The 21,088-nt window shown below is 69.7% G+C and carries 15 protein-coding genes; 6 read left to right on the top strand and 9 right to left on the bottom strand.

Features of this window, described 5'->3' with window-relative positions:
- Positions 1-91: 91 nt before the first annotated feature.
- Together dop and arc are read right to left on the bottom strand one after the other, a co-directional pair.
- On the bottom strand, positions 92-1,603 hold the full coding sequence (gene dop / locus ACZ6S8_RS13060; protein WP_469455102.1) for a depupylase/deamidase Dop: 1,512 nt from the start codon (positions 1,601-1,603) through the stop codon (positions 92-94).
- A 251-nt stretch (positions 1,604-1,854) separates the two neighbouring features.
- Entirely contained in the window at positions 1,855-3,621 is a 1,767-nt protein-coding gene (gene arc, locus ACZ6S8_RS13055; protein WP_383927481.1) for a proteasome ATPase, read from the bottom strand.
- A 265-nt stretch (positions 3,622-3,886) separates the two neighbouring features.
- Here arc and ACZ6S8_RS13050 point away from each other — a divergent pair, with 265 nt between their 5' ends.
- Positions 3,887-4,207 (top strand): ferredoxin, encoded by a 321-nt coding sequence (locus ACZ6S8_RS13050; protein ID WP_351276132.1) that lies wholly within the window; start codon positions 3,887-3,889, stop codon positions 4,205-4,207.
- 4 nt (positions 4,208-4,211) lie between these two features.
- Here the strand turns inward: ACZ6S8_RS13050 and ACZ6S8_RS13045 are convergent, their stop codons facing one another.
- From ACZ6S8_RS13045 to ACZ6S8_RS13035, 3 genes are all read right to left on the bottom strand, one after another.
- Complete coding sequence (locus tag ACZ6S8_RS13045; protein WP_469455100.1) at positions 4,212-4,832, bottom strand: hypothetical protein; 621 nt, start codon at positions 4,830-4,832, stop codon at positions 4,212-4,214.
- Positions 4,833-5,078: 246 nt separating this feature from the next.
- Positions 5,079-5,975: a tRNA (adenine-N1)-methyltransferase gene (locus tag ACZ6S8_RS13040; RefSeq protein ID WP_030233594.1), complete on the bottom strand. Its 897-nt coding sequence runs from the start codon at positions 5,973-5,975 to the stop codon at positions 5,079-5,081.
- An 18-nt stretch (positions 5,976-5,993) separates the two neighbouring features.
- Positions 5,994-7,193 carry a site-2 protease family protein gene (locus ACZ6S8_RS13035; RefSeq protein ID WP_469455099.1) on the bottom strand — a complete coding sequence of 400 codons (1,200 nt, stop codon included), beginning with the start codon at positions 7,191-7,193 and terminating at the stop codon, positions 5,994-5,996.
- Between the two features lie 280 nt (positions 7,194-7,473).
- Between ACZ6S8_RS13035 and ACZ6S8_RS13030 the strand changes: the two genes are divergently transcribed.
- Positions 7,474-8,358 carry a RecB family exonuclease gene (locus ACZ6S8_RS13030; protein WP_469455097.1) on the top strand — a complete coding sequence of 295 codons (885 nt, stop codon included), beginning with the start codon at positions 7,474-7,476 and terminating at the stop codon, positions 8,356-8,358.
- Positions 8,359-8,422: 64 nt separating this feature from the next.
- Complete coding sequence (locus ACZ6S8_RS13025) at positions 8,423-9,094, top strand: response regulator (RefSeq protein WP_469455095.1); 672 nt, start codon at positions 8,423-8,425, stop codon at positions 9,092-9,094.
- A 136-nt stretch (positions 9,095-9,230) separates the two neighbouring features.
- Here ACZ6S8_RS13025 and ACZ6S8_RS13020 read toward each other — a convergent pair whose 3' ends face one another.
- From ACZ6S8_RS13020 to metH, 4 genes are all read right to left on the bottom strand, one after another.
- Positions 9,231-10,808, bottom strand: a complete 1,578-nt coding sequence (locus ACZ6S8_RS13020) for an ABC transporter substrate-binding protein (RefSeq protein WP_469455094.1) — start codon at positions 10,806-10,808, stop codon at positions 9,231-9,233.
- A gap of 73 nt (positions 10,809-10,881) precedes the next feature.
- Positions 10,882-12,486, bottom strand: a complete 1,605-nt coding sequence (locus ACZ6S8_RS13015; RefSeq protein WP_469455092.1) for an ABC transporter substrate-binding protein — start codon at positions 12,484-12,486, stop codon at positions 10,882-10,884.
- A gap of 489 nt (positions 12,487-12,975) precedes the next feature.
- Positions 12,976-13,677 (bottom strand): HAD family hydrolase, encoded by a 702-nt coding sequence (locus tag ACZ6S8_RS13010; RefSeq protein WP_469455091.1) that lies wholly within the window; start codon positions 13,675-13,677, stop codon positions 12,976-12,978.
- A gap of 111 nt (positions 13,678-13,788) precedes the next feature.
- On the bottom strand, positions 13,789-17,301 hold the full coding sequence (metH, locus tag ACZ6S8_RS13005) for a methionine synthase (RefSeq protein ID WP_469455089.1): 3,513 nt from the start codon (positions 17,299-17,301) through the stop codon (positions 13,789-13,791).
- A 279-nt stretch (positions 17,302-17,580) separates the two neighbouring features.
- Here metH and ACZ6S8_RS13000 point away from each other — a divergent pair, with 279 nt between their 5' ends.
- From ACZ6S8_RS13000 to glpK, 3 genes are all read left to right on the top strand, one after another.
- A complete protein-coding gene (locus ACZ6S8_RS13000; protein ID WP_469455088.1) occupies positions 17,581-18,348 on the top strand; it encodes an IclR family transcriptional regulator in 768 nt (255 codons plus the stop codon).
- Positions 18,349-18,675: 327 nt separating this feature from the next.
- On the top strand, positions 18,676-19,458 hold the full coding sequence (locus ACZ6S8_RS12995; RefSeq protein WP_469455087.1) for an MIP/aquaporin family protein: 783 nt from the start codon (positions 18,676-18,678) through the stop codon (positions 19,456-19,458).
- A gap of 75 nt (positions 19,459-19,533) precedes the next feature.
- Positions 19,534-21,075 (top strand): glycerol kinase GlpK, encoded by a 1,542-nt coding sequence (glpK, locus tag ACZ6S8_RS12990; protein ID WP_469455085.1) that lies wholly within the window; start codon positions 19,534-19,536, stop codon positions 21,073-21,075.
- Positions 21,076-21,088: the final 13 nt, after the last annotated feature.

Genomic DNA, 21,088 nt, shown 5'->3' with positions numbered 1-21,088 from the left:
TCCGACATTCGTCCCCGCAGTTGTTCAAAAGGTCCCGGCATAACGTCCGGCTGTCTTCATGATTCCCGGACCCGGGGCCTTTCAGCCGCATTCAGCGGCCCGAAAGCACCCGCACCAGATCCTCCGCCGTGCGGCACCGGTCCAGGAGCTCCTTCACGTGGGCCCTGGTGCCCCGCAGCGGCTCCAGCGTGGGGACCCGCTGGAGCGAGTCGTGGCCCGGCAGGTCGAAGATCACCGAGTCCCAGGAGGCCGCCGCCACGTCGTCCGCGTACTGCTCCAGGCAGCGGCCGCGGAAGTACGCCCGGGTGTCCTCCGGGGGCTTGCTCTGCGCCCGGTCGACCGCCGGCTCCTCCAGGAGCCGCTGCATCTTGCCGCGGGCGACCAGGCGGTTGTACAGGCCCTTCTCCGGTCGTACGTCCGCGTACTGGAGGTCCACCAGGTGCAGCCGGGCCGCGTCCCACTCCAGCCCGTCCCGGCGCCGGTAGCCCTCCAGGATCTCCCGCTTGGCGATCCAGTCCAGCTCGCCCGACAGGCTCATCGGGTCGGTCTCCAGCCGGCCCAGTACGTCCTCCCAGCGGGCCAGCACGTCCCGGGTCTGGTCGTCCGCGTCGGAGCCGAAGCGCTCGTCCACGTACTTCCTGGCCAGCTCGAAGTACTCCATCTGGAGCTGCACGGCGGTGAGGGTCCGTCCGCTGCGCAGCGTGATCAGGTGCCCCAGGTCCGGATCGTGGGAGACCTGGTGCAGGGTGCGCACCGGCTGGTCCACGGCGAGGTCGACGTTGATGAACCCGTCCTCGATCATGGACAGGACCAGGGCCGTCGTGCCGAGCTTGAGGTAGGTGGAGATCTCGGACAGGTTGGCGTCGCCGATGATCACGTGGAGCCGGCGGTACTTCTCGGCGTCCGAGTGGGGTTCGTCGCGCGTGTTGATGATGGGGCGCTTGAGGGTGGTTTCCAGGCCCACCTCGACTTCGAAGTAGTCCGCGCGCTGGCTGATCTGGAAGCCGTGTTCGCGGCCGTCCTGGCCGATGCCGACGCGTCCCGCGCCGGTGACGACCTGGCGGGAGACGAAGAAGGGGGTCAGGTGGCGCACGATGTCCGAGAAGGGGGTCTCCCGCTTCATCAGGTAGTTCTCGTGCGTGCCGTAGGAGGCGCCCTTGTTGTCGGTGTTGTTCTTGTAGAGGTGGATGGGCTGCGCTCCGGGCAGCTGGGCCGCCCGTACGGCGGCCTCGGCCATGATCCGCTCGCCGGCCTTGTCCCAGAGCACGGCGTCGAGCGGGTTGGTGATCTCGGGCGAGCTGTACTCGGGGTGCGCGTGGTCGACGTAGAGCCGTGCGCCGTTGGTGAGGATGACGTTGGCGAGGCCGATGTCCTCGTCGGTCAGCTGGCTGTTGTCGGCGGCCTCGCGGGCGAGGTCGAAGCCGCGGGCGTCCCGCAGCGGATTCTCCTCCTCGAAGTCCCAGCGGGCGCGTCGCGCCCGGTGCATCGCCGCCGCGTAGGCGTTGACGATCTGGGACGAGGTGAGCATGGCATTGGCGTTCGGGTGCCCCGGGACGGAGATCCCGTACTCCGTCTCGATCCCCATTACTCGCCGTACGGTCATGCGGCCCTCCTTGCCCGGCGGCGCCCCCCTTCGGGGGCGGCGCTCAAGTACCGCTGGTGCTCCGGTGCGTGTGTCTGTGCGGTGCCCGTCCCCGCACTGCGCGTCCGGCGGTACGGAAGAGCCTATGACCACTGAGCGCTCGTGGGGAGATCGTTTCCGTCATTGAATGTGCGTGGTCACCGGCTGAAAAGCAGTCGGTAAAGCAGTCGGCTGCGGATGCCCGGGAGGGCATCCGCAGCCGCTCCGCTTCGTCAGAGGTACTGACCGGTGTTGGCCACCGTGTCGATGGAGCGTCCGGTGTCCGCTCCTTGCTTTCCGGTGACGAGCGTGCGGATGAATACGATCCGCTCGCCCTTCTTTCCGGAGATCCGGGCCCAGTCGTCCGGGTTGGTGGTGTTGGGCAGGTCCTCGTTCTCCTTGAACTCGTCCACGCAAGCCTGGAGGAGGTGGGCGACGCGGAGGCCCTTCTGGTTGTGCTCGAGGAAGTCCTTGATGGCCATCTTCTTCGCACGGTCGACGATGTTCTGGATCATCGCGCCCGAGTTGAAGTCCTTGAAGTAGAGGACTTCCTTGTCGCCGTTGGCGTACGTGACCTCGAGGAAGCGGTTCTCCTCGGTTTCGGCGTACATCTGCTCGACGACGGTCTGGATCATGCTGTGGACGGTGCCGGCGGTCGAGCCCTGGTGCTCGGACAGGTCGTCCGGGTGGAGGGGCAGCGAGGCCTTGAGGTACTTCGCGAAGATGTCCTTGGCCGCCTGGGCGTCCGGACGCTCGATCTTGATCTTCACGTCGAGGCGGCCGGGGCGCAGGATGGCCGGGTCGATCATGTCCTCGCGGTTGGAGGCGCCGATGACGATGACGTTCTCCAGGCCCTCCACGCCGTCGATCTCGGCGAGCAGCTGGGGGACGATGGTGTTCTCCACGTCCGAGCTGACTCCGGATCCGCGGGTGCGGAAGAGGGATTCCATCTCGTCGAAGAAGACGATGACGGGGGTGCCCTCGCTCGCCTTCTCCCGTGCACGCTGGAAGACGAGGCGGATGTGCCGCTCGGTCTCGCCGACGTACTTGTTGAGGAGCTCGGGGCCCTTGATGTTCAGGAAGTAGGACTTCCCGGCGGGCTGGCCGGTGACCTCGGCGACCTTCTTGGCAAGGGAGTTGGCGACGGCCTTGGCGATGAGCGTCTTGCCGCAGCCGGGCGGGCCGTAGAGCAGGATGCCCTTGGGCGGCCGCAGTTCGTGTTCCTTGAACAGGTCCGGGTAGAGGTACGGGAGCTCGACGGCGTCGCGGATCAGCTCGATCTGGTCGCCCAGGCCGCCGATCTTGTCGTAGTCGATGTCCGGGACCTCTTCGAGGACGAGTTCCTCGACCTCGCTCTTGGGGACGACCTCGTAGACGTAGCCGGAGCGGGGTTCGAGCAGGAGGGCGTCGCCGGGGCGGATGGTGATGTCCAGGAGCGGCTCGGCGAGCCTCACCACCCTTTCCTCGTCGGTGTGCCCGACTACCAGGGCGCGCTCGCCGTCCTCGAGGATCTCCTTGAGGGTGACGATGTCCCCGGCCCGCTCGTACGCCATGGCCTCGACCACGTTGAGGGCCTCGTTGAGCATGACCTCCTGGCCGCGCCGGAGCTCTTCCGGTTCGACGCTGGGGCTGACGTTCACGCGGAGCTTTCGGCCGCCGGTGAAGATGTCGACGGTGCCGTCCTCGTTGGCCTGCAGGAAGACACCGAAGCCGGCCGGCGGCTGTGCGAGCCGGTCGACTTCCTCCTTGAGGGCCACGATCTGGTCGCGGGCCTCGCGGAGCGTGTTCGCGAGTCGTTCGTTCTGAGCGGAGACGCCGGCCAGATTTGTCTGTAGCTCGACGATCCGCTCTTCGAGAATCCTCGTGTGTCGCGGAGAGTCGGCGAGCTTACGTCGCAGGACGGCGATTTCCTGCTCGAGAAAGGCAACCTGGCCGGCGGGGTCCTCAGACCCTCGCCCGGGCCGGATGCCGCGGTTGATGTCGTCGTCGTGGGCTGCCACGGTCCTCACCTCCTCCAAGGGGAGCTGGACGCTTCCTGACCCTACCTGGGCTGGTGGTGATTGAAACCCCTAGATCACAAAGACGGTAGGGGTGTGTCCGATCTTCACCCTTGCGTACTCCCTCACGCCAAGGAAATACCCACCCATCAAACTCGGGATGCGCCCGGTTGTAAGGTCGAAGTGTTCAACACCCGTCAGAGCCCGCGCGACTTGCCGCGGCGTTGTGACCGGGGTGGATCACTCAGCGCAGGAAACGGCAGGAGATATGACCGTGCAGCAGGAGGCTCCGACGGGCGGCGTCGGTGAGGCCGGAGAGCCCCTTGAGGTCTGGATCGATCAGGACCTCTGCACCGGGGACGGCATCTGCGCGCAGTACGCGCCGGAGGTGTTCGAGCTGGACATCGACGGTCTGGCGTATGTGAAGAGCGGGGAGGACGAGCTCCTGCAGGACGCGGGGGCGACGACTCCGGTTCCGCTGACGCTGCTCCAGGACGTGGTGGACTCGGCGAAGGAATGTCCGGGTGACTGCATTCACGTAAGGCGCGTTTCGGACAGGGTGGAAGTCTTCGGTCCCGACGCCGAGTGACGGTTCAAACACTCTTGGCGGACGGGTCCGTCAGCTCCTGGCGGAATTTTCCGCCGGTCCAGCGCCACTTGGCGAGCTTCTTGACGTCCGGGCTGTAGCGCGGGACCTCCGGCGAGGAGTAGCCGAGGAGGGTCGCGGTGACGGCGCCGTCGCTCACGGTGAGGTCGGTGACCGTCTGGCGCCGGTCTGCGCCGAGGAGGGTGGCCACGACCCGGGGTGGTGCGCCTTCGGTGCGGTCCCGGGTGAGGACGTAGAGGGCGTGGGGCGGGGTGCCCGAGCCCGCGTCGCAGCGGACGGCCGCGACGGTCTCCTGGCGGCCGTCGCCGTCGAGGTCGCCCCGGGCGGTGGCGGTGACGGCCTGGGGGGCGCCCTTGCAGTCGAGCGGGTAGGTGACGGCCGCGGCGTCGGGGGCGTCCGCGGTGAGGGCGGGGGCGGCGGCCTGCGGACCGTTCGCGGCGGGTGCGGTCGCGGTGGTGGTGGATGCGCCGGCGGCGGGCTGGACGAGTCCCGCGGCGGCTATGACGGCGGCGACGGCGGTGGCCGTGGCGAGCCAGTGGACGGGCTTGGTGCCGCTGTGCGCGAGGGTTTCCGAGGTCGGCGCCGGCTCGGCGGGGCTGTGCAGCACGCGGGGTGTCTCCTGTGCGACGGGTGACGGGTGACGGGGCGGGTGACGGGGAGCCAGCATCGTGCCACACCTCACACGGCGGCGGAACGGCTGGGTCCGGGCAGGACGGCCCCACGTACATGACAACGAAAAGGCGCTGTGGCGCAGTTCCCGGTTCGTCGGGGGAACTGCGCCACAGCGCCTTCGTGTTGGGCGTGCGGTGCGGCCGGTCGGTCGTCGTCCGCGGCGGCCGGGCCGCGGCAGGGGTCAGGCGGACCGGTCGCTGCCGGGGCCGTCGTAGTCCTCGCCGTACGCGCCCTTGGAGGGGCGGCGGCGGCGCATGGGCGGCTCGACGCCGTCGGCGAGGCGGCGGGCGGTGACGAGGAAGCCGGTGTGGCCGATCATGCGGTGGTCGGGGCGGACCGCGAGGCCTTCCACGTGCCAGTTGCGGATCATCGATTCCCACGGCTGCGGCTCGGCGTAGCAGCCGAACTCGCGGATGGACTCGACGGTGCGCGAGAGCTGGGTGGTGGTGGCGACGTAGCAGCACAGGATGCCGCCGGGTACCAGGGCCTTGGAGACGGCCTCCAGGCACTCCCAGGGGGCGAGCATGTCGAGGATGACGCGGTCGACGTCCGTGTCGGACAGGTTGTCCTGGAGGTCGCCGACGGTCAGCTGCCACGCGGGGTGCGGCCCGCCGAAGTACCGCTCGACGTTGGCGGTCGCGATCTCGGCGAAGTCCGCGCGGCGCTCGTAGCTGTGGAGCATGCCCTGGTCGCCGATGGCGCGCAGCAGGAAGCTGCTCAGGGAGCCGGATCCGACGCCCGCCTCGACGACACGTGCGCCGGGGAAGATGTCGGCGAAGGCCAGGATCTGGCCCGCGTCCTTGGGGTAGACCACGGCGGCACCGCGGGGCATGGACAGGACATAGTCGGGGAGCAGGGGACGCAGCGCGAGGTACGCGACGTTGCCCGTGGTACGGACAACACTGCCCTCGGGAGCACCGATCAGCTCGTCGTGCGGGAAGGAACCCTTGTGGGTGTGGAAATTCTTCCCGGCTTCGAGCGTGAACGTGTAGTGGCGGCCCTTGGGGTCGGTGAGCTGAACCTGGTCCCCGACCTCGAAGGGCCCGCGTCGGCGGGCGGCACCGGTCGGTTCGGACATGTGACCAGTGTATTGGCTTCAGGACTGGGGCCGCGCCATGGCCTTCACGAAGGCCTTCTCGACGTCCAGGGTGGACAGGACGCCGTAGATCTCGCCGCCGGGTTCGAGGACGAGGTACTCGGTGGCGGGGGTGGCGCGGAGGTGGTCGAGGAGTTCTTCGCCGTTGAGGTCGGCGGAGACCCGCATGCCGTCGGTGAGGTCCTGGGCGAGGGTGCTGACGGCGATCCAGGGGCGGCGGTGTTCGGGGACGGAGGCGATGGCGCTCTCGCGGACGATGGCGGTGGGGTCGCCCTGTCCGTCGACGACGACGAGGGCGCGGGCGCCGGCTTCGTTGGCCCGGCGGAGGGCTTCGGAGAGCGGGGTGGCGTTCTCGACGGGGATGGCGCGGCGGGTGAGGGTGCGGGCGCGCAGGCCGGGGAGGTGTTCGCGCAGGCGGGCCATGCGGAGGCTGTTGCCGGCTCCGGTCCAGATGATGGCGGCGAGGATCGCGGCGAGCAGTGCGTCCATGACGGTGTCCATGCCGCCGATGGGCTCGGTGCGGGTGCCGAGGGCGCCGGTGTGGGTGAGGAGGGGGAGGCCGAGGAGGACGGCGACGGCGAGGGCGCGGCCGATCCAGGCGGCGGCGACGGTGCCGGCCATGGGTTTGCCGGTGATGCCCCAGATCACGGCGCGGAGCATGCGGCCGCCGTCGAGGGGGAGGCCGGGGAGGAGGTTGAAGGCGGCGACGAGGAGGTTGGAGATCATGAGGCCGGCGAGGAGGACGCCGGGGACGGTGGCGGGGTCGACGGCCTTCATGCCGAGGTAGAAGGCTCCGGTGAGGAGGAGGGAGAGGAGGGGGCCGACGAAGGCGAGGACGAATTCGCGGCCGGGGGTCTCGGATTCCTTCTCGATCTCGGAGACTCCGCCGAAGAACTGGAGCCGGATGCGGCGCACGGGGAGCTTGAAGCGCAGGGCGGCGACGGTGTGGGCGAGTTCGTGGACGAGGACCGAGGCGTAGAAGGCGACGGCGAAGAAGAGGGAGACGAGGTAGCGGACGGGTCCGAGGTCGGGGAGGATGCGGTCGAGCTGGTCGCCGAAGACCCAGGTGATGAGGGCGGCGACGAGGAACCAGCTGGGCGAGACGTAGACGGGTACGCCGAAGGGGCGGCCCATGAGGAGTCCGCCGCCCGGTCCGGAGCGCCGTCCTCCGCGCTCGCCGGTTTCGTCGGTGTCTGCCACGGCTGTCCTTCGTTCTGGGGGTTCCCTCGGACGTAGCCCGGGGGATCGTGTTTCCGGTGGTGCGGGTGGGGCTGGTGTCGCGTTTCGGTGGGGTGTGGTGCTCCGATCATGCAGTGCGCGGGGCCCCGGAGTCGATGGTATGCGCGTGCTGTCGGTCGCGGGTCGTAGGGTTTTGTCCATGACGACGAGCTCCGGTGCCGTGCCAGGCGCAGCCGATGCCGCCGCGGCGCGGCGCGCTGTGGCGCCCACGTCGCTGTCCCCTTCGCGGGCCGGCGATTTCATGCAGTGTCCGCTGCTCTACCGGTTCCGGGTGATCGACCGGCTTCCGGAGAAGCCCAGTGCGGCGGCCACCCGGGGGACGCTGGTGCACGCGGTGCTGGAGCGGTTGTTCGATCATCCGGCGACGGAGCGGACGGTGCCGCGGGCGAAGGCGTTGGTCCCGGGGCAGTGGGACCGGTTGCTGGAGGCGAAGCCGGAGCTGGCGGAGCTGTTCCCGCGGGACGACGCGGGCGCGGGGCTGGCGCGGTGGCTGACGGAGGCCGAGGCGCTGGTGGAGCGGTGGTTCACGCTGGAGGACCCGACGCGGCTGGAGCCGGTGGAGCGGGAGTTCTTCGTGGAGACGGAGCTGGATTCGGGGCTGCGGCTGCGCGGGATCATCGACCGGGTGGACGTCGCGCCGTCGGGCGAGGTGCGGATCGTCGACTACAAGACGGGGAAGGCGCCGCGGCCGGAGTACTCCGAGGGCGCGCTGTTCCAGATGAAGTTCTACGCGCTGGTGGTGTGGCGGCTGAAGCGGGTGGTGCCGCGGCGGCTCCAGCTGGTGTACCTGGGCAGTGGGGACGTGCTGACGTACGACCCGGTGGTGGCGGATCTGGAGCGGGTGGAGCGCAAGCTGCTCGCGCTGTGGGAGGCGATCCGGGAGGCGACGGAGACGGGCGACTGGCGTCCGCGGCCGACGAAGCTGTGCGGCTGGTGTGATCATCAGGCGGTGTGTCCGGAGTTCGGGGGGACTCCCCCGGTGTATCCGCTGGAGGTGTCGCCGGGCCGTCGCGGGGAGGTTCCGGCGGCGCGGGCGGAGCCGGCCGCGGAGGTGGTCGCGGAGCCGGCCGTGGACGGGGTCGCGGAGCCGGCCGTGCAGGCGGCGGTACGCCCGGCGGAGGGCTGATCGGGCGGTCAGGGCAGAATGGGCGGCGTCCGCCGAGCCGTCCGACGAATACGAGGGAGACCCCGTGGCGATCCGCGTCCTGCTGGTCGACGACCAGCCACTGCTGCGCACCGGCTTCCGGATGATCCTGGAGGCCGAGCCGGGGCTGGCGGTGGTGGGTGAGGCCGGGGACGGTCTCCAGGCGCTGGACCAGGTGCGGGCGTTGCAGCCCGACGTGGTGCTGATGGACATCCGGATGCCGCGGATGGACGGGGTGGAGGCGACGCGGCAGATCACGGGTCCGGGGCGGGACGGTCCGGCGAAGGTGCTGGTGCTGACGACGTTCGACCTGGACGAGTACGTGGTGGAGGCGCTGCGGGCGGGGGCGAGCGGGTTCCTGTTGAAGGACGCGCCGGCGAACGAGCTGGTGCAGGCGATCCGGGTGGTCGCGGCGGGCGAGGCGATGCTCGCGCCGAGCATCACGCGGCGGCTGCTGGACAAGTACGCGGGGCACCTGCCGTCGGGCGAGGACAGCGTGCCGGACACGCTGGGGACGCTGACCGAGCGCGAGGTCGAGGTGTTGAAGCTCGTGGCCCGCGGGCTGTCGAACGCGGAGATCGCGGCGGACCTGTTCGTGAGCGAGACGACGGTCAAGACGCACGTGGGTCACGTGCTGACGAAGCTGGGCCTGCGCGACCGGGTGCAGGCCGCCGTCTACGCGTACGAGAGCGGTCTGGTGCGGCCCGGCGCCCAGTAGGCGGCCGGCGACCCCTTTTTCGCATGAGCTGCCGGACGGGCCCGGGACCTGTGGGGGTCCCGGGCCCGGCCCGTTCTGCGCGGGTGCTCCCGGCCGGCCCGGTGGGGCCGGCCGGCGCGGGTGGCGGCGGTGCCGCTCAGCCCTTGCTGATCTCCCAGAAGCGGAAGACGGTGGAGGCGTCGAGCGACCACTGCAGGCCGGTGACGTTGGGGCGGGTCACCGCGTACTGCTTGCCCTGCCACAGGGGCAGGAGGGGGATCTCCTCGGCGACGATGTCCTGGAGGCGGTTGAAGTCGGTGCTCGCGGCGGCGCGGTCGGACTTCGCGGAGGTCGACGGGATGATGGTCCCGGTGATCTCCTTGTTGTCGTAGTTGTTCTGCAGGACGTTGTCCGGCCCGAAGAACGGCTGCGTGAAGTTGTCGGCGTCGGGGTAGTCCGGTACCCAGCCCTTGACGTAGACGCCGTACTTGCCGGCCTGGATGTCCTTCTCGTACTGCTCGTACTCGACGGACTTGACGTCGGCCTCGAAGAGTCCGCTGTCGTTGAGCTGCTTGGCGATGAGCGCGAACTCCTCGTCCGTGGAGGGTCCGTAGCGCGACGGCGTCGAGTACAGGGTGATCTTCACCTTGTCCTTGATGTTCGCGGCGCGCAGGACGGCCTTGGCCTTGTCGGGCTGGGGGCTGCCGCCGTAGCGGTCGAAGAAGGCCGTGTTGTGCGAGGCGATGCCGGCCGGGACGATCGAGTAGAGCGCGGTCGCGGTGCCGTCGTAGACGTCCTTGACGAGCGCTTCGCGGTCGATGAGGTAGGCGACGGCCTTGCGGACGGGGAGCTTGCCGGCGACCGGGTCGTTCATGTTGAAGACGAGGTGCTCGACCTCGGCGCCGGCGCCCTGGACGACCTCGACCTTCTGGTCGCCGGTCTTGTTGGCGAGGCCGGCGATGTCCTTGGCGGCGAGGCCGCGGAAGGCGAAGTCGACGTCGCCGCTCTCCAGGACCTTGCGGAGGGCGGCCTGGTCCTCGTTGAAGAACTTCATGGTCACGCCGGAGTTCTTCGGCTTGGCCTTGCCGCTGTAGGACTCGTTGACGGAGAAGCTGGCGCTCTTGTCGTTGATCGAGTCCAGCTTGTAGACCCCGGAGCCGAAGGCCTTGCCGTCGGTGCGGATCTTGTCGGCGGGGTACTCGGTGCGGTCGACGATGGCGCCCGCGCCCGATGCGATCTTGCTCGGGAAGGTCGCGTCGGACGTCTTCAGCCGGAAGACGACGGTCTTGTCGTCGGGGGCGTCGATGCCGTCGATCGACGCGAGCATCACGGCGGGGCCGTTGTCGTCGTTGATCTTCAGCGTGCGCTCGAAGGAGTACTTGACGTCCTTGGCGGTGAGGCTGTTGCCGTTGCTGAACTTCAGGCCGCCGCGCAGGGTGCACTTGTACACCTTGCTCTCGCCGCCCTCGAACGCGCAGGCCTGCGCGGCGTCGGGTTCCGGCGTGGTGCCGCCCTTGGGGAAGCTCAGCAGCGACTGGAAGACGTTGTTGAAGAGCAGCCAGGAGCCGGGGTCGTAGCCGGACGCGGGGTCGGTGGACTTCACCTTGTCGGATATGCCCATCACGACGCCCTTGCCGCTTCCGGCATTGGAGCCGTCGGTCGAACCGCAACCGCTGAGCAGCGCGGCGGCGGTGGCTGCGCCGAGCGGGGCCGCCAACCACTGGTTACGTCTCATCACGCGAATCCTTCACAGTCTTGACGAATCGTTGCGCCGGCCTGCGACACCCGCTGCCGGTTTCCTTCGGGTGTCAGCCGCTGACACCGCGGCCGAGTTCCCACAGCTGGAGGTCGGAGATGGCGTTGACCGACCACTCCACTCCGGTGATCCCGTCGCGTGCGGCGACGTACTGCTTGCCCTGCCACAGGGGCAGGACGGGCACGTCCTCGGCGACGATGTCCTGCATCTCCGTGATCGCGGGGAGGGCGACGCTGCGGTCGACCGCCCGGCGGGATTCGGGGATGAGCTTGGTGCGCACCGCGGCGTTGGCGTACGGCGTGCCCAGGAAGTTGTCCTGCTCCAGGAACGGGGCGAGGAAGTTGTCGGCGTCCGGGTAGTCGGGGAACCAGCCGAGCCCGTAGGCGGCGTGGTCGCCCTTCTTCTGCGCGGGCCGGAAGTCGGCCCAGTCGCTGCCCTGGACGGTGATGTCGAACAGCTGGGTGGAGTTCAGCTGGGCCTTGAGGGCCTCGAACTCGGCCGCGGTGCCGTCACCGTAGTGGTCGGTGGTGTAGTTCAGCGTCAGCTTCACCGGGGTCTTGATCCCGGCGTCCTTCAGCAGGCCTGCGGCCTTGGCGGTGTTGGTCTCGCCGTACTTGGTGAAGAAGGAGTTGACGTGGCCGGGCACGGTGGTGGGGACCAGCGAGTAGAGCGGCTGGGCGGCCTTGCCGTAGACCTTGGTGATGACGGCGTTGCGGTCGACGGCGGCGGCGAGGGCCTGGCGTACGGCCTTCTCCTTGACGACCGGCGCCTCGGTGTTGAAGCCGAGGTAGCGGATCTCCAGGCCGGGCAGGGGGACGAGCCGGACGCCCTTGGGGGGCTTGTTGGAGAGCTCGGTGATCTGGGCGGGCGCCAGGGTGCGGGAGACGACGTGGACGGAGCCGTCGGTGAGGGCCCTGCCCATGCCGGCGGAGTCGGCGAAGGTACGGAGCTCGACCTTGTCGTTCTGGACCTTCAGGTCGCCCTTGTAGTTCGGGTTCTTGGTGAAGACGGCGCGGACGAGCCGGTTGTCCTTGACCTCGGGCTTCATCGTGTAGGGGCCGGAGCCGTCCACGGAGAAGCCCTCGCGGAGCTTCTTCGGGTCGTAGTCCTTGGCGCTGACGATGCCCGCGGCGGGGGTGGAGAGCTTGTACGGGAAGGTCGCGTCCGGGGTCTTCAGGTGGAAGACGACGGTGTCGGCGCCCTTGGCCTCGACGGTGTCGATGGTGGAGAGCAGCGAGGAGGGGCCGTTCTCGTCCTTGATGGCGAGGACGCGCTCGATGGAGAACTTGACGTCCTTCGCGGTGAGCGGGTCTCCACCGGCGAACTTCAGGCCGGGGCGCAGGGTGCAGCGGTAGCTCTCGTTGCCGGTGTCGGTGAAGCGGCAGTCGGAGGCGGCTTCGGGGACGGGCTGGCCGCCGCCGCGCGGGGTGTGCATCAGCGTCTGGACGGTCTGGCGCAGGACGTTCCAGGCGCCGGCGTCGTAGGCGTACGCCGGGTCGAACGGGGCGGGGGCGAACTCGGCGGCCTCGAACCGGTCGGTGGTCCCGACGACGATCGCTCCGGATCCCGCTCCTCCGCCGCTGGCGCTGCCGCAGGCGGCGAGCGTGGGCGTGAGCAGTCCGGCCGCGGCCGTCAGCACCATGGTCTTGCGGTTCATGCTGGAAGAACTCCCTGTAACCGGCACTTGCTCAAAGCGGCGTAAAGGGCACTTCGCGGCGTCGCCCGTTCAGGGCGGAACGATCGGGCCGGTGGTATGACGATCGGTCCACGCGGTACCGGCACAGGGGTGTGTGTCCGGGACGGCTGAGGTGCGGCGCAGTGCCCTCGCTGACACTAGTGGGCTGGGGCGGGATGGCTTGAACTGGCCGGACTTGGGGCGTAATCGCACGGTGATGGGAGCGGACTGGCTGTTCATGTGGAAGTCCGCGCAGATTCGGTCAGGAGCTGATCAATCCGGACACAAGGGAAGGCGCAGGAGCCCTCGGGCAGTTCTGCGGGGGGTCGGGCGGGTGACCAAGGTCACCCGGGCGACCGCCCCGGGGCGCGTGGAATTTCAGCCTCCGGGGCCTTCGACGGAAGATCCTTCCGTCGGACCTGGGTCTTGCGGGTGTTCCATTCGGTACGGAGCGTGCGGTGCCGTGTGCGTTCAGTTCATCGGGACGATCAGGGAGCGCAGGAAGGCCAGGTTCACGTCCTCCAGCGAGTGGACGACCGTGCGCCCCGGGGCCGGGGCGATCATCCCGACCGAGGGGATGGCGACGACCCGGCAGCCGGCGGCCTCCGCGGCGGCCACCCCGGTGGCGGTGTCCTCGATGACGGCGCAGCGCGAAGGGTGCGCGCCGAGAGCGGCCGCGGCGTGCAGGTAGGGGTCCGGGTGGGGCTTGGTCCGCGCGACCTCGTCGCCGGCGACGGTCATCGTGAAGCGGTCGCGGCCGAGGGTGAGCAGCACCTGGTCGATGACCCGGCGGTGGGAGGCGGAGACGAGGGCGGTGGGCACGTTGTGCTGGGCCAGCTCGGCCAGCAGCCGCTCGGCGCCCGGCATGATCGGCACCTGGTCGGCGATGCGGGCCTCGAAGCGCTCGTTGAGCAGGATGCTCAGCTCGGCGAGCTCGATGGCCGCGCCGGTGGCCTCGATCAGGAACGCGCCGCTGCGGCTCATGGGGCCGCCGACGACGACGTCCCGCCAGGCGTCGTCGAGCCGGTGTCCGAGCTCGCGGAAGATCTCGGCTTCGATCTCCCACCAGAAGCCCTCGGTGTCGACGAGCGTGCCGTCCATGTCGAGGAGCACCGCCTGGAGGGCCGAGCCGTCGGCCGTACGGGCGACGGGGGCGGGAACCGTACTCGTCATGCGCACACCTCTCAGTAGGGACGAGAAGGCCGGTCACCTCTTCCCGCGGGGCATCCCCGGGGGAACAGGCGACCGGCCTGTATGGGACCGACAAGTGTACGTCGGCCCGCGTCAGCGTGCGTTGAAATACTTCGCTTCGGGGTGGTGGATCACGATGGCGTCGGTGGACTGCTCCGGATGGAGCTGGAACTCCTCGGAGAGGTGGACCCCGATCCGCTCCGGCTGGAGGAGCTCGGCGATCTTCGCCCGGTCCTCCAGGTCGGGGCAGGCGCCGTAGCCCAGCGAGAAGCGGGCGCCGCGGTACTTCAGGTCGAACATGTCCTCGACCTTGGAGGGGTCCTCGCCGCCGAACCCGAGCTCGGAGCGGACCCGGGCGTGCCAGTACTCGGCCATGGCCTCGGCGAGCTGGACGGACAGGCCGTGCAGCTCCAGGTACTCGCGGTAGGCGTCGGCCTCGAACAGCTTCGCGGTGGCCTCGCCGATCCGGGAGCCGACGGTGACGACCTGGAGGCCCACCACGTCGATCTCGCCGGATTCCTCGGGGCGGAAGAAGTCCGCGAGGCACAGGCGGCGGCCGCGGCGCTGGCGGGGGAAGGTGAAGCGGGTGCGCTCGTTGCCCTGCTCGTCGAGCAGGATCAGGTCCTCGCCCTTGGAGACGCACGGGAAGTAGCCGTAGACGACGGCCGCTTCGAGGAGGTTCTCGGTGTGCAGCTTGTCCAGGAGGCCGCGCAGCCGCGGACGGCCCTCGGTCTCGACGAGCTCCTCGTACGTGGCACCGCCGGCGCGGGCCTGCTTGAGGCCCCACTGGCCCTTGAAGAGGGCGCCTTCGTCGAGCCAGGAGGCGTAGTCCTTGAGCGGGATGCCCTTGACGACGCGGGTGCCCCAGAACGGCGGGGCGGGGATCGGGTTGTCGACGGACACGTCGGAGCGGCCGCCGGGCTCCTCCGGCTCCTCCACCTCCAGGACGGGGGTGGCCCGCTTGGCGACGCGGCGCTGCTTGAGCTCGGGCAGGGACGCGCCGGGGACGCCGCGCTTGACGGCGATCAGGGCGTCCATGAGGCGCAGGCCCTCGAAGGCGTCGCGGGCGTAGCGGACTTCGCCCTCGTAGATCTCGTGGAGGTCCTGCTCGACGTAGGCGCGGGTCAGGGCGGCGCCGCCGAGGATGACCGGGTAGTCCGCGGCCAGCTTGCGCTGGTTGAGCTCCTGGAGGTTCTCCTTCATGATCACGGTCGACTTCACGAGGAGGCCGGACATGCCGATCACGTCGGCGCGGTGCTCCGCCGCGGCTTCCAGGATCGCGGAGACCGGCTGCTTGATGCCGATGTTCACGACGTTGTAGCCGTTGTTGGTCAGGATGATGTCGACGAGGTTCTTGCCGATGTCGTGGACGTCGCCGCGGACGGTGGCCAGGACGATGGTGCCCTTGCCGTCGGCGTCGGTCTTCTCCATGTGCGGTTCCAGGTAGGCCACCGCCGTCTTCATCACCTCGGCGGACTGCAGGACGAACGGCAGCTGCATCTGGCCGGAGCCGAAGAGCTCGCCGACGACCTTCATGCCCTCCAGCAGGGTGTCGTTGACGATGTCCAGCGCGGGGCGGGTCTCCAGCGCCTCGGCGAGGTCGGCGTCCAGGCCGTTCTTCTCGCCGTCGATGATGCGGCGCTGGAGGCGCTCGTCGAGGGGCAGGGCGAGGAGTTCCTCGGCGCGGCCGGCCTTGAGGGACTTGGTGTTGACGCCCTCGAAGAGCGCCATCAGCTTCTGCAGCGGGTCGTAGCCCTCGGCCCGCCGGTCGTAGATCAGGTCGAGGGCGGTGGTGACCTGCTCCTCGTCGAACCGGGCGATCGGCAGGATCTTCGAGGCGTGCACGATCGCCGAGTCCAGGCCGGCCTTGACACACTCGTCGAGGAACACCGAGTTCAGCAGGACGCGGGCGGCCGGGTTCAGGCCGAAGGAGATGTTCGACAGACCCAGCGTCGTCTGCACGTCCGGGTGGCGACGCTTCAGCTCCCGGATCGCCTCGATCGTCGCGATGCCGTCCTTGCGGGACTCCTCCTGGCCGGTGCAGATCGTGAAGGTCAGGGTGTCGATGAGGATGTCCGACTCGCGGATGCCCCAGTTCCCCGTCAGATCGCCGATGAGGCGCTGGGCGATCGCCACTTTGTGCTCGACGGTGCGGGCCTGGCCCTCCTCGTCGATGGTCAGCGCGATCAGTGCGGCGCCGTGCTCCTGCGCCAGCTGGGTGACCTTCGCGAAGCGGGACTCCGGGCCGTCGCCGTCCTCGTAGTTCACCGAGTTGATCACCGCGCGGCCGCCGAGCTTCTCCAGGCCGGCCTGGAGGACGGGGACCTCGGTGGAGTCCAGGACGATCGGCAGGGTCGAGGCCGTGGCGAACCGACCGGCCAGCTCCTGCATGTCGGCGACGCCGTCGCGGCCGACGTAGTCGACGCAGAGGTCGAGCATGTGGGCGCCTTCGCGGATCTGGTCGCGGGCCATCTCCACGCAGTCGTCCCAGCGGGCCTCCAGCATCGCGTCGCGGAACTTCTTCGACCCGTTGGCGTTGGTGCGCTCGCCGATCGCCATGTACGCCGTGTCCTGCCGGAACGGCACCGTCTGGTAGAGCGACGCCGCGCCGGGCTCCGGCTGGGGGCTGCGCCCGGTGATCTCCGTGCCCCGGACGCGTTCGACGACCTGGCGCAGGTGTTCCGGCGTGGTGCCACAGCAGCCGCCGACCAGCGACAGCCCGTACTCGCGCACGAACGTCTCCTGCGCGTCCGCCAGCTCGGAGGCCGACAGCGGGTAGTGCGCGCCGTCCTTGGTCAGGACCGGCAGGCCCGCGTTGGGCATGCAGGAGATCGGGATGCGGGCGTTGCGCGCCAGGTAGCGCAGGTGCTCGCTCATCTCGGCGGGGCCGGTGGCGCAGTTCAGGCCGATCATGTCGATGCCCAGCGGCTCCAGCGCCGTCAGCGCCGCGCCGATCTCCGAGCCCAGCAGCATCGTGCCGGTCGTCTCCACCGTCACCGAGCAGATCAGCGGCACCGACACGCCCAGCGCCGCCATCGCCCGGTGCGCGCCGACGATCGAGGACTTCGTCTGCAGCAGGTCCTGGGTCGTCTCCACCAGCAGCGCGTCCGCGCCGCCGGAGATCAGGCCCTCCGCGTTGGTCTGGTAGGCATCGCGGATCTGCGCGTAACCGATGTGGCCCAGCGTCGGCAGCTTCGTGCCCGGACCCATCGAGCCCAGCACCCACCGCTGCTGCCCCGTCGAGGCCGTGAACTCGTCCGCGACCTCCCGCGCGATCCGCGCACCCGACTGCGACAGCTCGAAGTTCCGCTCCGGAATGTCGTACTCCGCCAGCGCCGCGAAGTTCGCACCGAACGTGTTCGTCTCCACACAGTCCACGCCCACCGAGAAGTACGCCTCGTGGACCGTGCGCACGATGTCCGGCCGCGTCGCGTTCAGCACCTCGTTGCAGCCCTCCAGCTGCTGGAAGTCCTCCAGCGAGGGATCCTGCTCCTGCAGCATCGTCCCCATCGCCCCGTCGGCCACGACCACACGGGTCGCGAGCGCCTCACGAAGGGCGTCGGCCCGGGTCTGGGTGTCGGCGGGCGGGTTCGGCAACGAGGCCATGGCTGAGCTCCCTGGGATGCGACGGCTGTCGGCTTTGCACCCCCTCTGCGTCCAGGGTGCACGCGGTCAGGGTAACCGTGCCCTCCCGGCCCCGGTGAGGTTGTCCCACGTGGCGGACTGCATTCTGTGGCGGGGGCGGACGGCGCGCGCACGGGTGTGCGGCGCCGCGATGTACCGGCCGCCCCTGCGCGAGGTCGGCATCGACCGATACTGTTCAGCATTGTCGAACCACATCACCACAGTCAGCACCGACCAGGAACGTCAGCAGGAGGCAGCGCGATGGCACGGAACATCCAGTCGCTCGAACGAGCCGCTGCGATGCTGCGGCTGCTGGCCGGCGGCGAGCGCCGGCTGGGACTCTCGGACGTGGCCTCGTCCCTCGGCCTCGCCAAGGGGACGGCGCACGGCATCCTGCGCACCCTGCAGGCCGAGGGCTTCGTGGAGCAGGACGAGGCCTCCGGCCGTTACCAGCTGGGCGCGGAGCTGCTGCGCCTGGGCAACAGCTACCTCGACGTGCACGAGCTGCGCGCCCGCGCCCTGGTCTGGACCGACGACCTGGCCCGCGCGAGCGGCGAGAGCGTGTACGTGGGCGTGCTGCACAAGAGCGGGGTGCTGATCATGCACCACGTGTTCCGGCCCGACGACAGCCGTCAGGTGCTGGAGGTCGGGGCCATGCAGCCGCTGCACTCGACCGCGCTGGGCAAGGTGCTGTCGGCGTACGACCCGGTCGCGCACACCCAGGCCGTGGAGGTGGAGCGCGAGGCGTTCACCCCCCGGACCGTCACGGACGGCGCGGGCTTCGAGGAGATCCTCGACCTGACCCGGGCCCGCGGGTGGGCCGCGGACGTCGAGGAGACCTGGGACGGCATCGCCTCCGTCGCGGCCCCCATCCACAACCGGCGCCGCATGCCGGTGGGCGCGGTGGCGGTGGCGGGGGCCGTGGAGCGGGTCTGCGGGGACGGCGGGGAGCCCCGTGCGGCCCTCATCGCGTCCGTACGGGACTGTGCGCGCGCGGTTTCACGCGATCTCGGCGCAGGCCGGTTCTAGGGCCCCTCCAGCCCCTCCGGGGTCGCTCTCGGCCACACCCTGGCTCCGCCATGCCCTCTTTTCGCCATATCCCGACCATCCGATGGCCGGATTTGGTTGATCCCACCGAGCGGTAACGATCCGACACTTTGGCCTGGCCGACCCTTGACGCAATCTTCATCCGGGCGGAAAACTGCCGTTCACCGGTCGGCATTGTCGAACACCTAACGGCAATACGCGTTAGGGTGGGGCAAGGCCAAGGGCCGGTGCAGCACTCACCGAGTGCGCGGAACCACCGGTGGGACCCGGTGTCCGCCCACCCCTGGACGTATGACAAAGGAGTCGCGGGTGTCCAGCTCCGACATCTTCATCGGCGAGACCATCGGTACCGCCCTGCTCACTCTGCTCGGTGGCGGCGTCTGCGCCGCCGTCACCCTCAAGAGCTCCAAGGCCCGCAACGCGGGCTGGCTCGCCATCACGTTCGGCTGGGGTTTCGCCGTCCTGATCGGCGCATACGTGTCCGCACCGCTCTCCGGCGCGCACCTCAACCCGGCGGTCACCGTCGGCATCGCCGTCAAGGACGGCGTCTGGGGCGACGTTCCGGTCTACCTCGCCGGCCAGCTCCTCGGCGCGATGATCGGCGCGGTCCTGATGTGGATCACGTACTACGGCCAGTTCCGCGCCCACCTGTCGGACCCGGAGCACATCCGCGACGCGAAGCTCGGCCCCGAGGACCCGCACCCGCACGACCAGGCCGGTCCGGTGCTCGGCGTCTTCTCCACGGGCCCCGAGATCCGCAACACCGTCCAGAACCTCGCCACCGAGATCATCGGTACCGCCGTCCTGATCCTGGCCATCCTGACCCAGGGCCTCCAGGACGACGGCAAGGGCCTCGGCGTCATCGGCGTCCTGATCACCTCCTTCGTGGTCGTCGGCATCGGCCTCTCGCTCGGCGGTCCGACCGGCTACGCGATCAACCCGGTCCGCGACCTCGGCCCGCGCATCGTCCACTCCCTGCTGCCGCTTCCCCACAAGGGCGGCTCCGACTGGGGATACTCCTGGATCCCGGTGGTCGGCCCGCTCGTCGGTGCCGTCATAGCCGGTGGTCTGTACAACATCGCGTTCGCCTGATCAGCATCGGCAGCGATCGCAAGATCCGCACCGCACCCTGATTCCGCCTACTCACGACCTGCCAGGAGCAGCCACATGACCAGCAGCACCGGCCCCTTCATCGCCGCGATCGACCAGGGCACCACCTCCTCCCGCTGCATCGTGTTCGACCGCGACGGCCGCATCGTCGCCGTCGACCAGAAGGAGCACGAGCAGATCTTCCCGAAGCCGGGCTGGGTCGAGCACGACGCCACCGAGATCTGGACCAACGTCCAGGAGGTCGTCGCCGGGGCCATCGCCAAGGCCGCACAGGACGTCCCCGGCTTCACCGCCGCCGACGTCAAGGCCGTGGGCATCACCAACCAGCGCGAGACCACGCTCATGTGGGACCGCCACACCGGCGAGCCCGTGCACAACGCGCTCGTCTGGCAGGACACCCGCACCGACGCGCTGTGCAAGGAGCTCGGCCGCAACGTCGGCCAGGACCGCTTCCGCCGCGAGACCGGCCTGCCGCTGGCGAGCTACTTCGCCGGCCCGAAGGCCCGCTGGCTGCTCGACAACGTCGAGGGCCTGCGCGAGCGCGCCGAGGCGGGCGACATCCTCTTCGGCACCATGGACTCGTGGGTCATCTGGAACCTGACCGGCGGCGCCCAGGGCGGCGTGCACGTCACCGACGTCACCAACGCCTCGCGCACCATGCTGATGAACCTGCACAACCTGACCTGGGACGAGCGCATCGCCGAGTCCATGGGCGTCCCGCTCAACGTCCTCCCGGAGATCCGGTCCTCCGCCGAGGTCTACGGCGAGGTCAAGGAGGGCGTCCTCGCGGGCGTCCCCGTCGCCTCGGCGCTCGGTGACCAGCAGGCCGCCCTGTTCGGCCAGACCTGTTTCGCCGAGGGCGAGGCGAAGTCCACGTACGGCACCGGCACGTTCATGCTGATGAACACCGGCGACAAGATCATCAACTCCTACAGCGGCCTGCTGACCACGGTCGGCTACCAGATCGGCGACGAGAAGCCGGTCTACGCGCTGGAGGGCTCCATCGCCGTCACCGGCTCGCTCGTCCAGTGGATGCGCGACCAGATGGGCCTGATCAAGTCCGCGGCCGAGATCGAGACCCTGGCCTCCTCCGTCGAGGACAACGGCGGCGCGTACTTCGTGCCGGCCTTCTCCGGCCTGTTCGCCCCGTACTGGCGCTCCGACGCCCGCGGCGTGATCACCGGCCTCACCCGGTACGTCACCAAGGCGCACATCGCCCGTGCCGTCCTGGAGGCCACCGCCTGGCAGACCCGCGAGATCACCGACGCCATGACCAAGGACTCGGGCGTCGAGCTCGCCGCCCTCAAGGTCGACGGCGGCATGACCTCCAACAACCTGCTGATGCAGACGCTCTCGGACTTCCTGGACGCCCCCGTGGTGCGCCCGATGGTCGCCGAGACCACCTGCCTCGGCGCCGCCTACGCCGCCGGCCTGGCCGTCGGCTTCTGGCCCGACACCGACGCCCTGCGCGCCAACTGGCGCCGCGCGGCCGAGTGGACCCCGCGCATGTCCGCCGAGCAGCGGGACCGCGAGTACAAGAGCTGGCTCAAGGCCGTCGAGCGGTCCATGGGCTGGGTCGACGACGAAGACGCCAGCTGACCGTCCGGCCGGC

Source organism: Streptomyces sp. NPDC048461 (assembly GCF_055587105.1).
Note: the sequence above shows the minus strand (reverse complement) of the source record. Positions and strands in the feature narration are given on the sequence as shown.

Excerpts from the sequence above, each read along its gene's own strand:
- dop (WP_469455102.1), bottom strand. The coding sequence starts at position 1,603 with ATGACCGTACGGCGAGTAATGGGGATCGAGACGGAGTACGGGATCTCC.
- ACZ6S8_RS13050 (WP_351276132.1), top strand. The coding sequence starts at position 3,887 with ATGACCGTGCAGCAGGAGGCTCCGACGGGCGGCGTCGGTGAGGCCGGA.
- ACZ6S8_RS13040 (WP_030233594.1), bottom strand. The coding sequence starts at position 5,975 with ATGTCCGAACCGACCGGTGCCGCCCGCCGACGCGGGCCCTTCGAGGTC.
- ACZ6S8_RS13030 (WP_469455097.1), top strand. The coding sequence starts at position 7,474 with ATGCAGTGTCCGCTGCTCTACCGGTTCCGGGTGATCGACCGGCTTCCG.
- ACZ6S8_RS13020 (WP_469455094.1), bottom strand. The coding sequence starts at position 10,808 with ATGAGACGTAACCAGTGGTTGGCGGCCCCGCTCGGCGCAGCCACCGCC.
- ACZ6S8_RS13015 (WP_469455092.1), bottom strand. The coding sequence starts at position 12,486 with ATGAACCGCAAGACCATGGTGCTGACGGCCGCGGCCGGACTGCTCACG.
- ACZ6S8_RS13010 (WP_469455091.1), bottom strand. The coding sequence starts at position 13,677 with ATGACGAGTACGGTTCCCGCCCCCGTCGCCCGTACGGCCGACGGCTCG.
- metH (WP_469455089.1), bottom strand. The coding sequence starts at position 17,301 with ATGGCCTCGTTGCCGAACCCGCCCGCCGACACCCAGACCCGGGCCGAC.
- ACZ6S8_RS13000 (WP_469455088.1), top strand. The coding sequence starts at position 17,581 with ATGGCACGGAACATCCAGTCGCTCGAACGAGCCGCTGCGATGCTGCGG.
- glpK (WP_469455085.1), top strand. The coding sequence starts at position 19,534 with ATGACCAGCAGCACCGGCCCCTTCATCGCCGCGATCGACCAGGGCACC.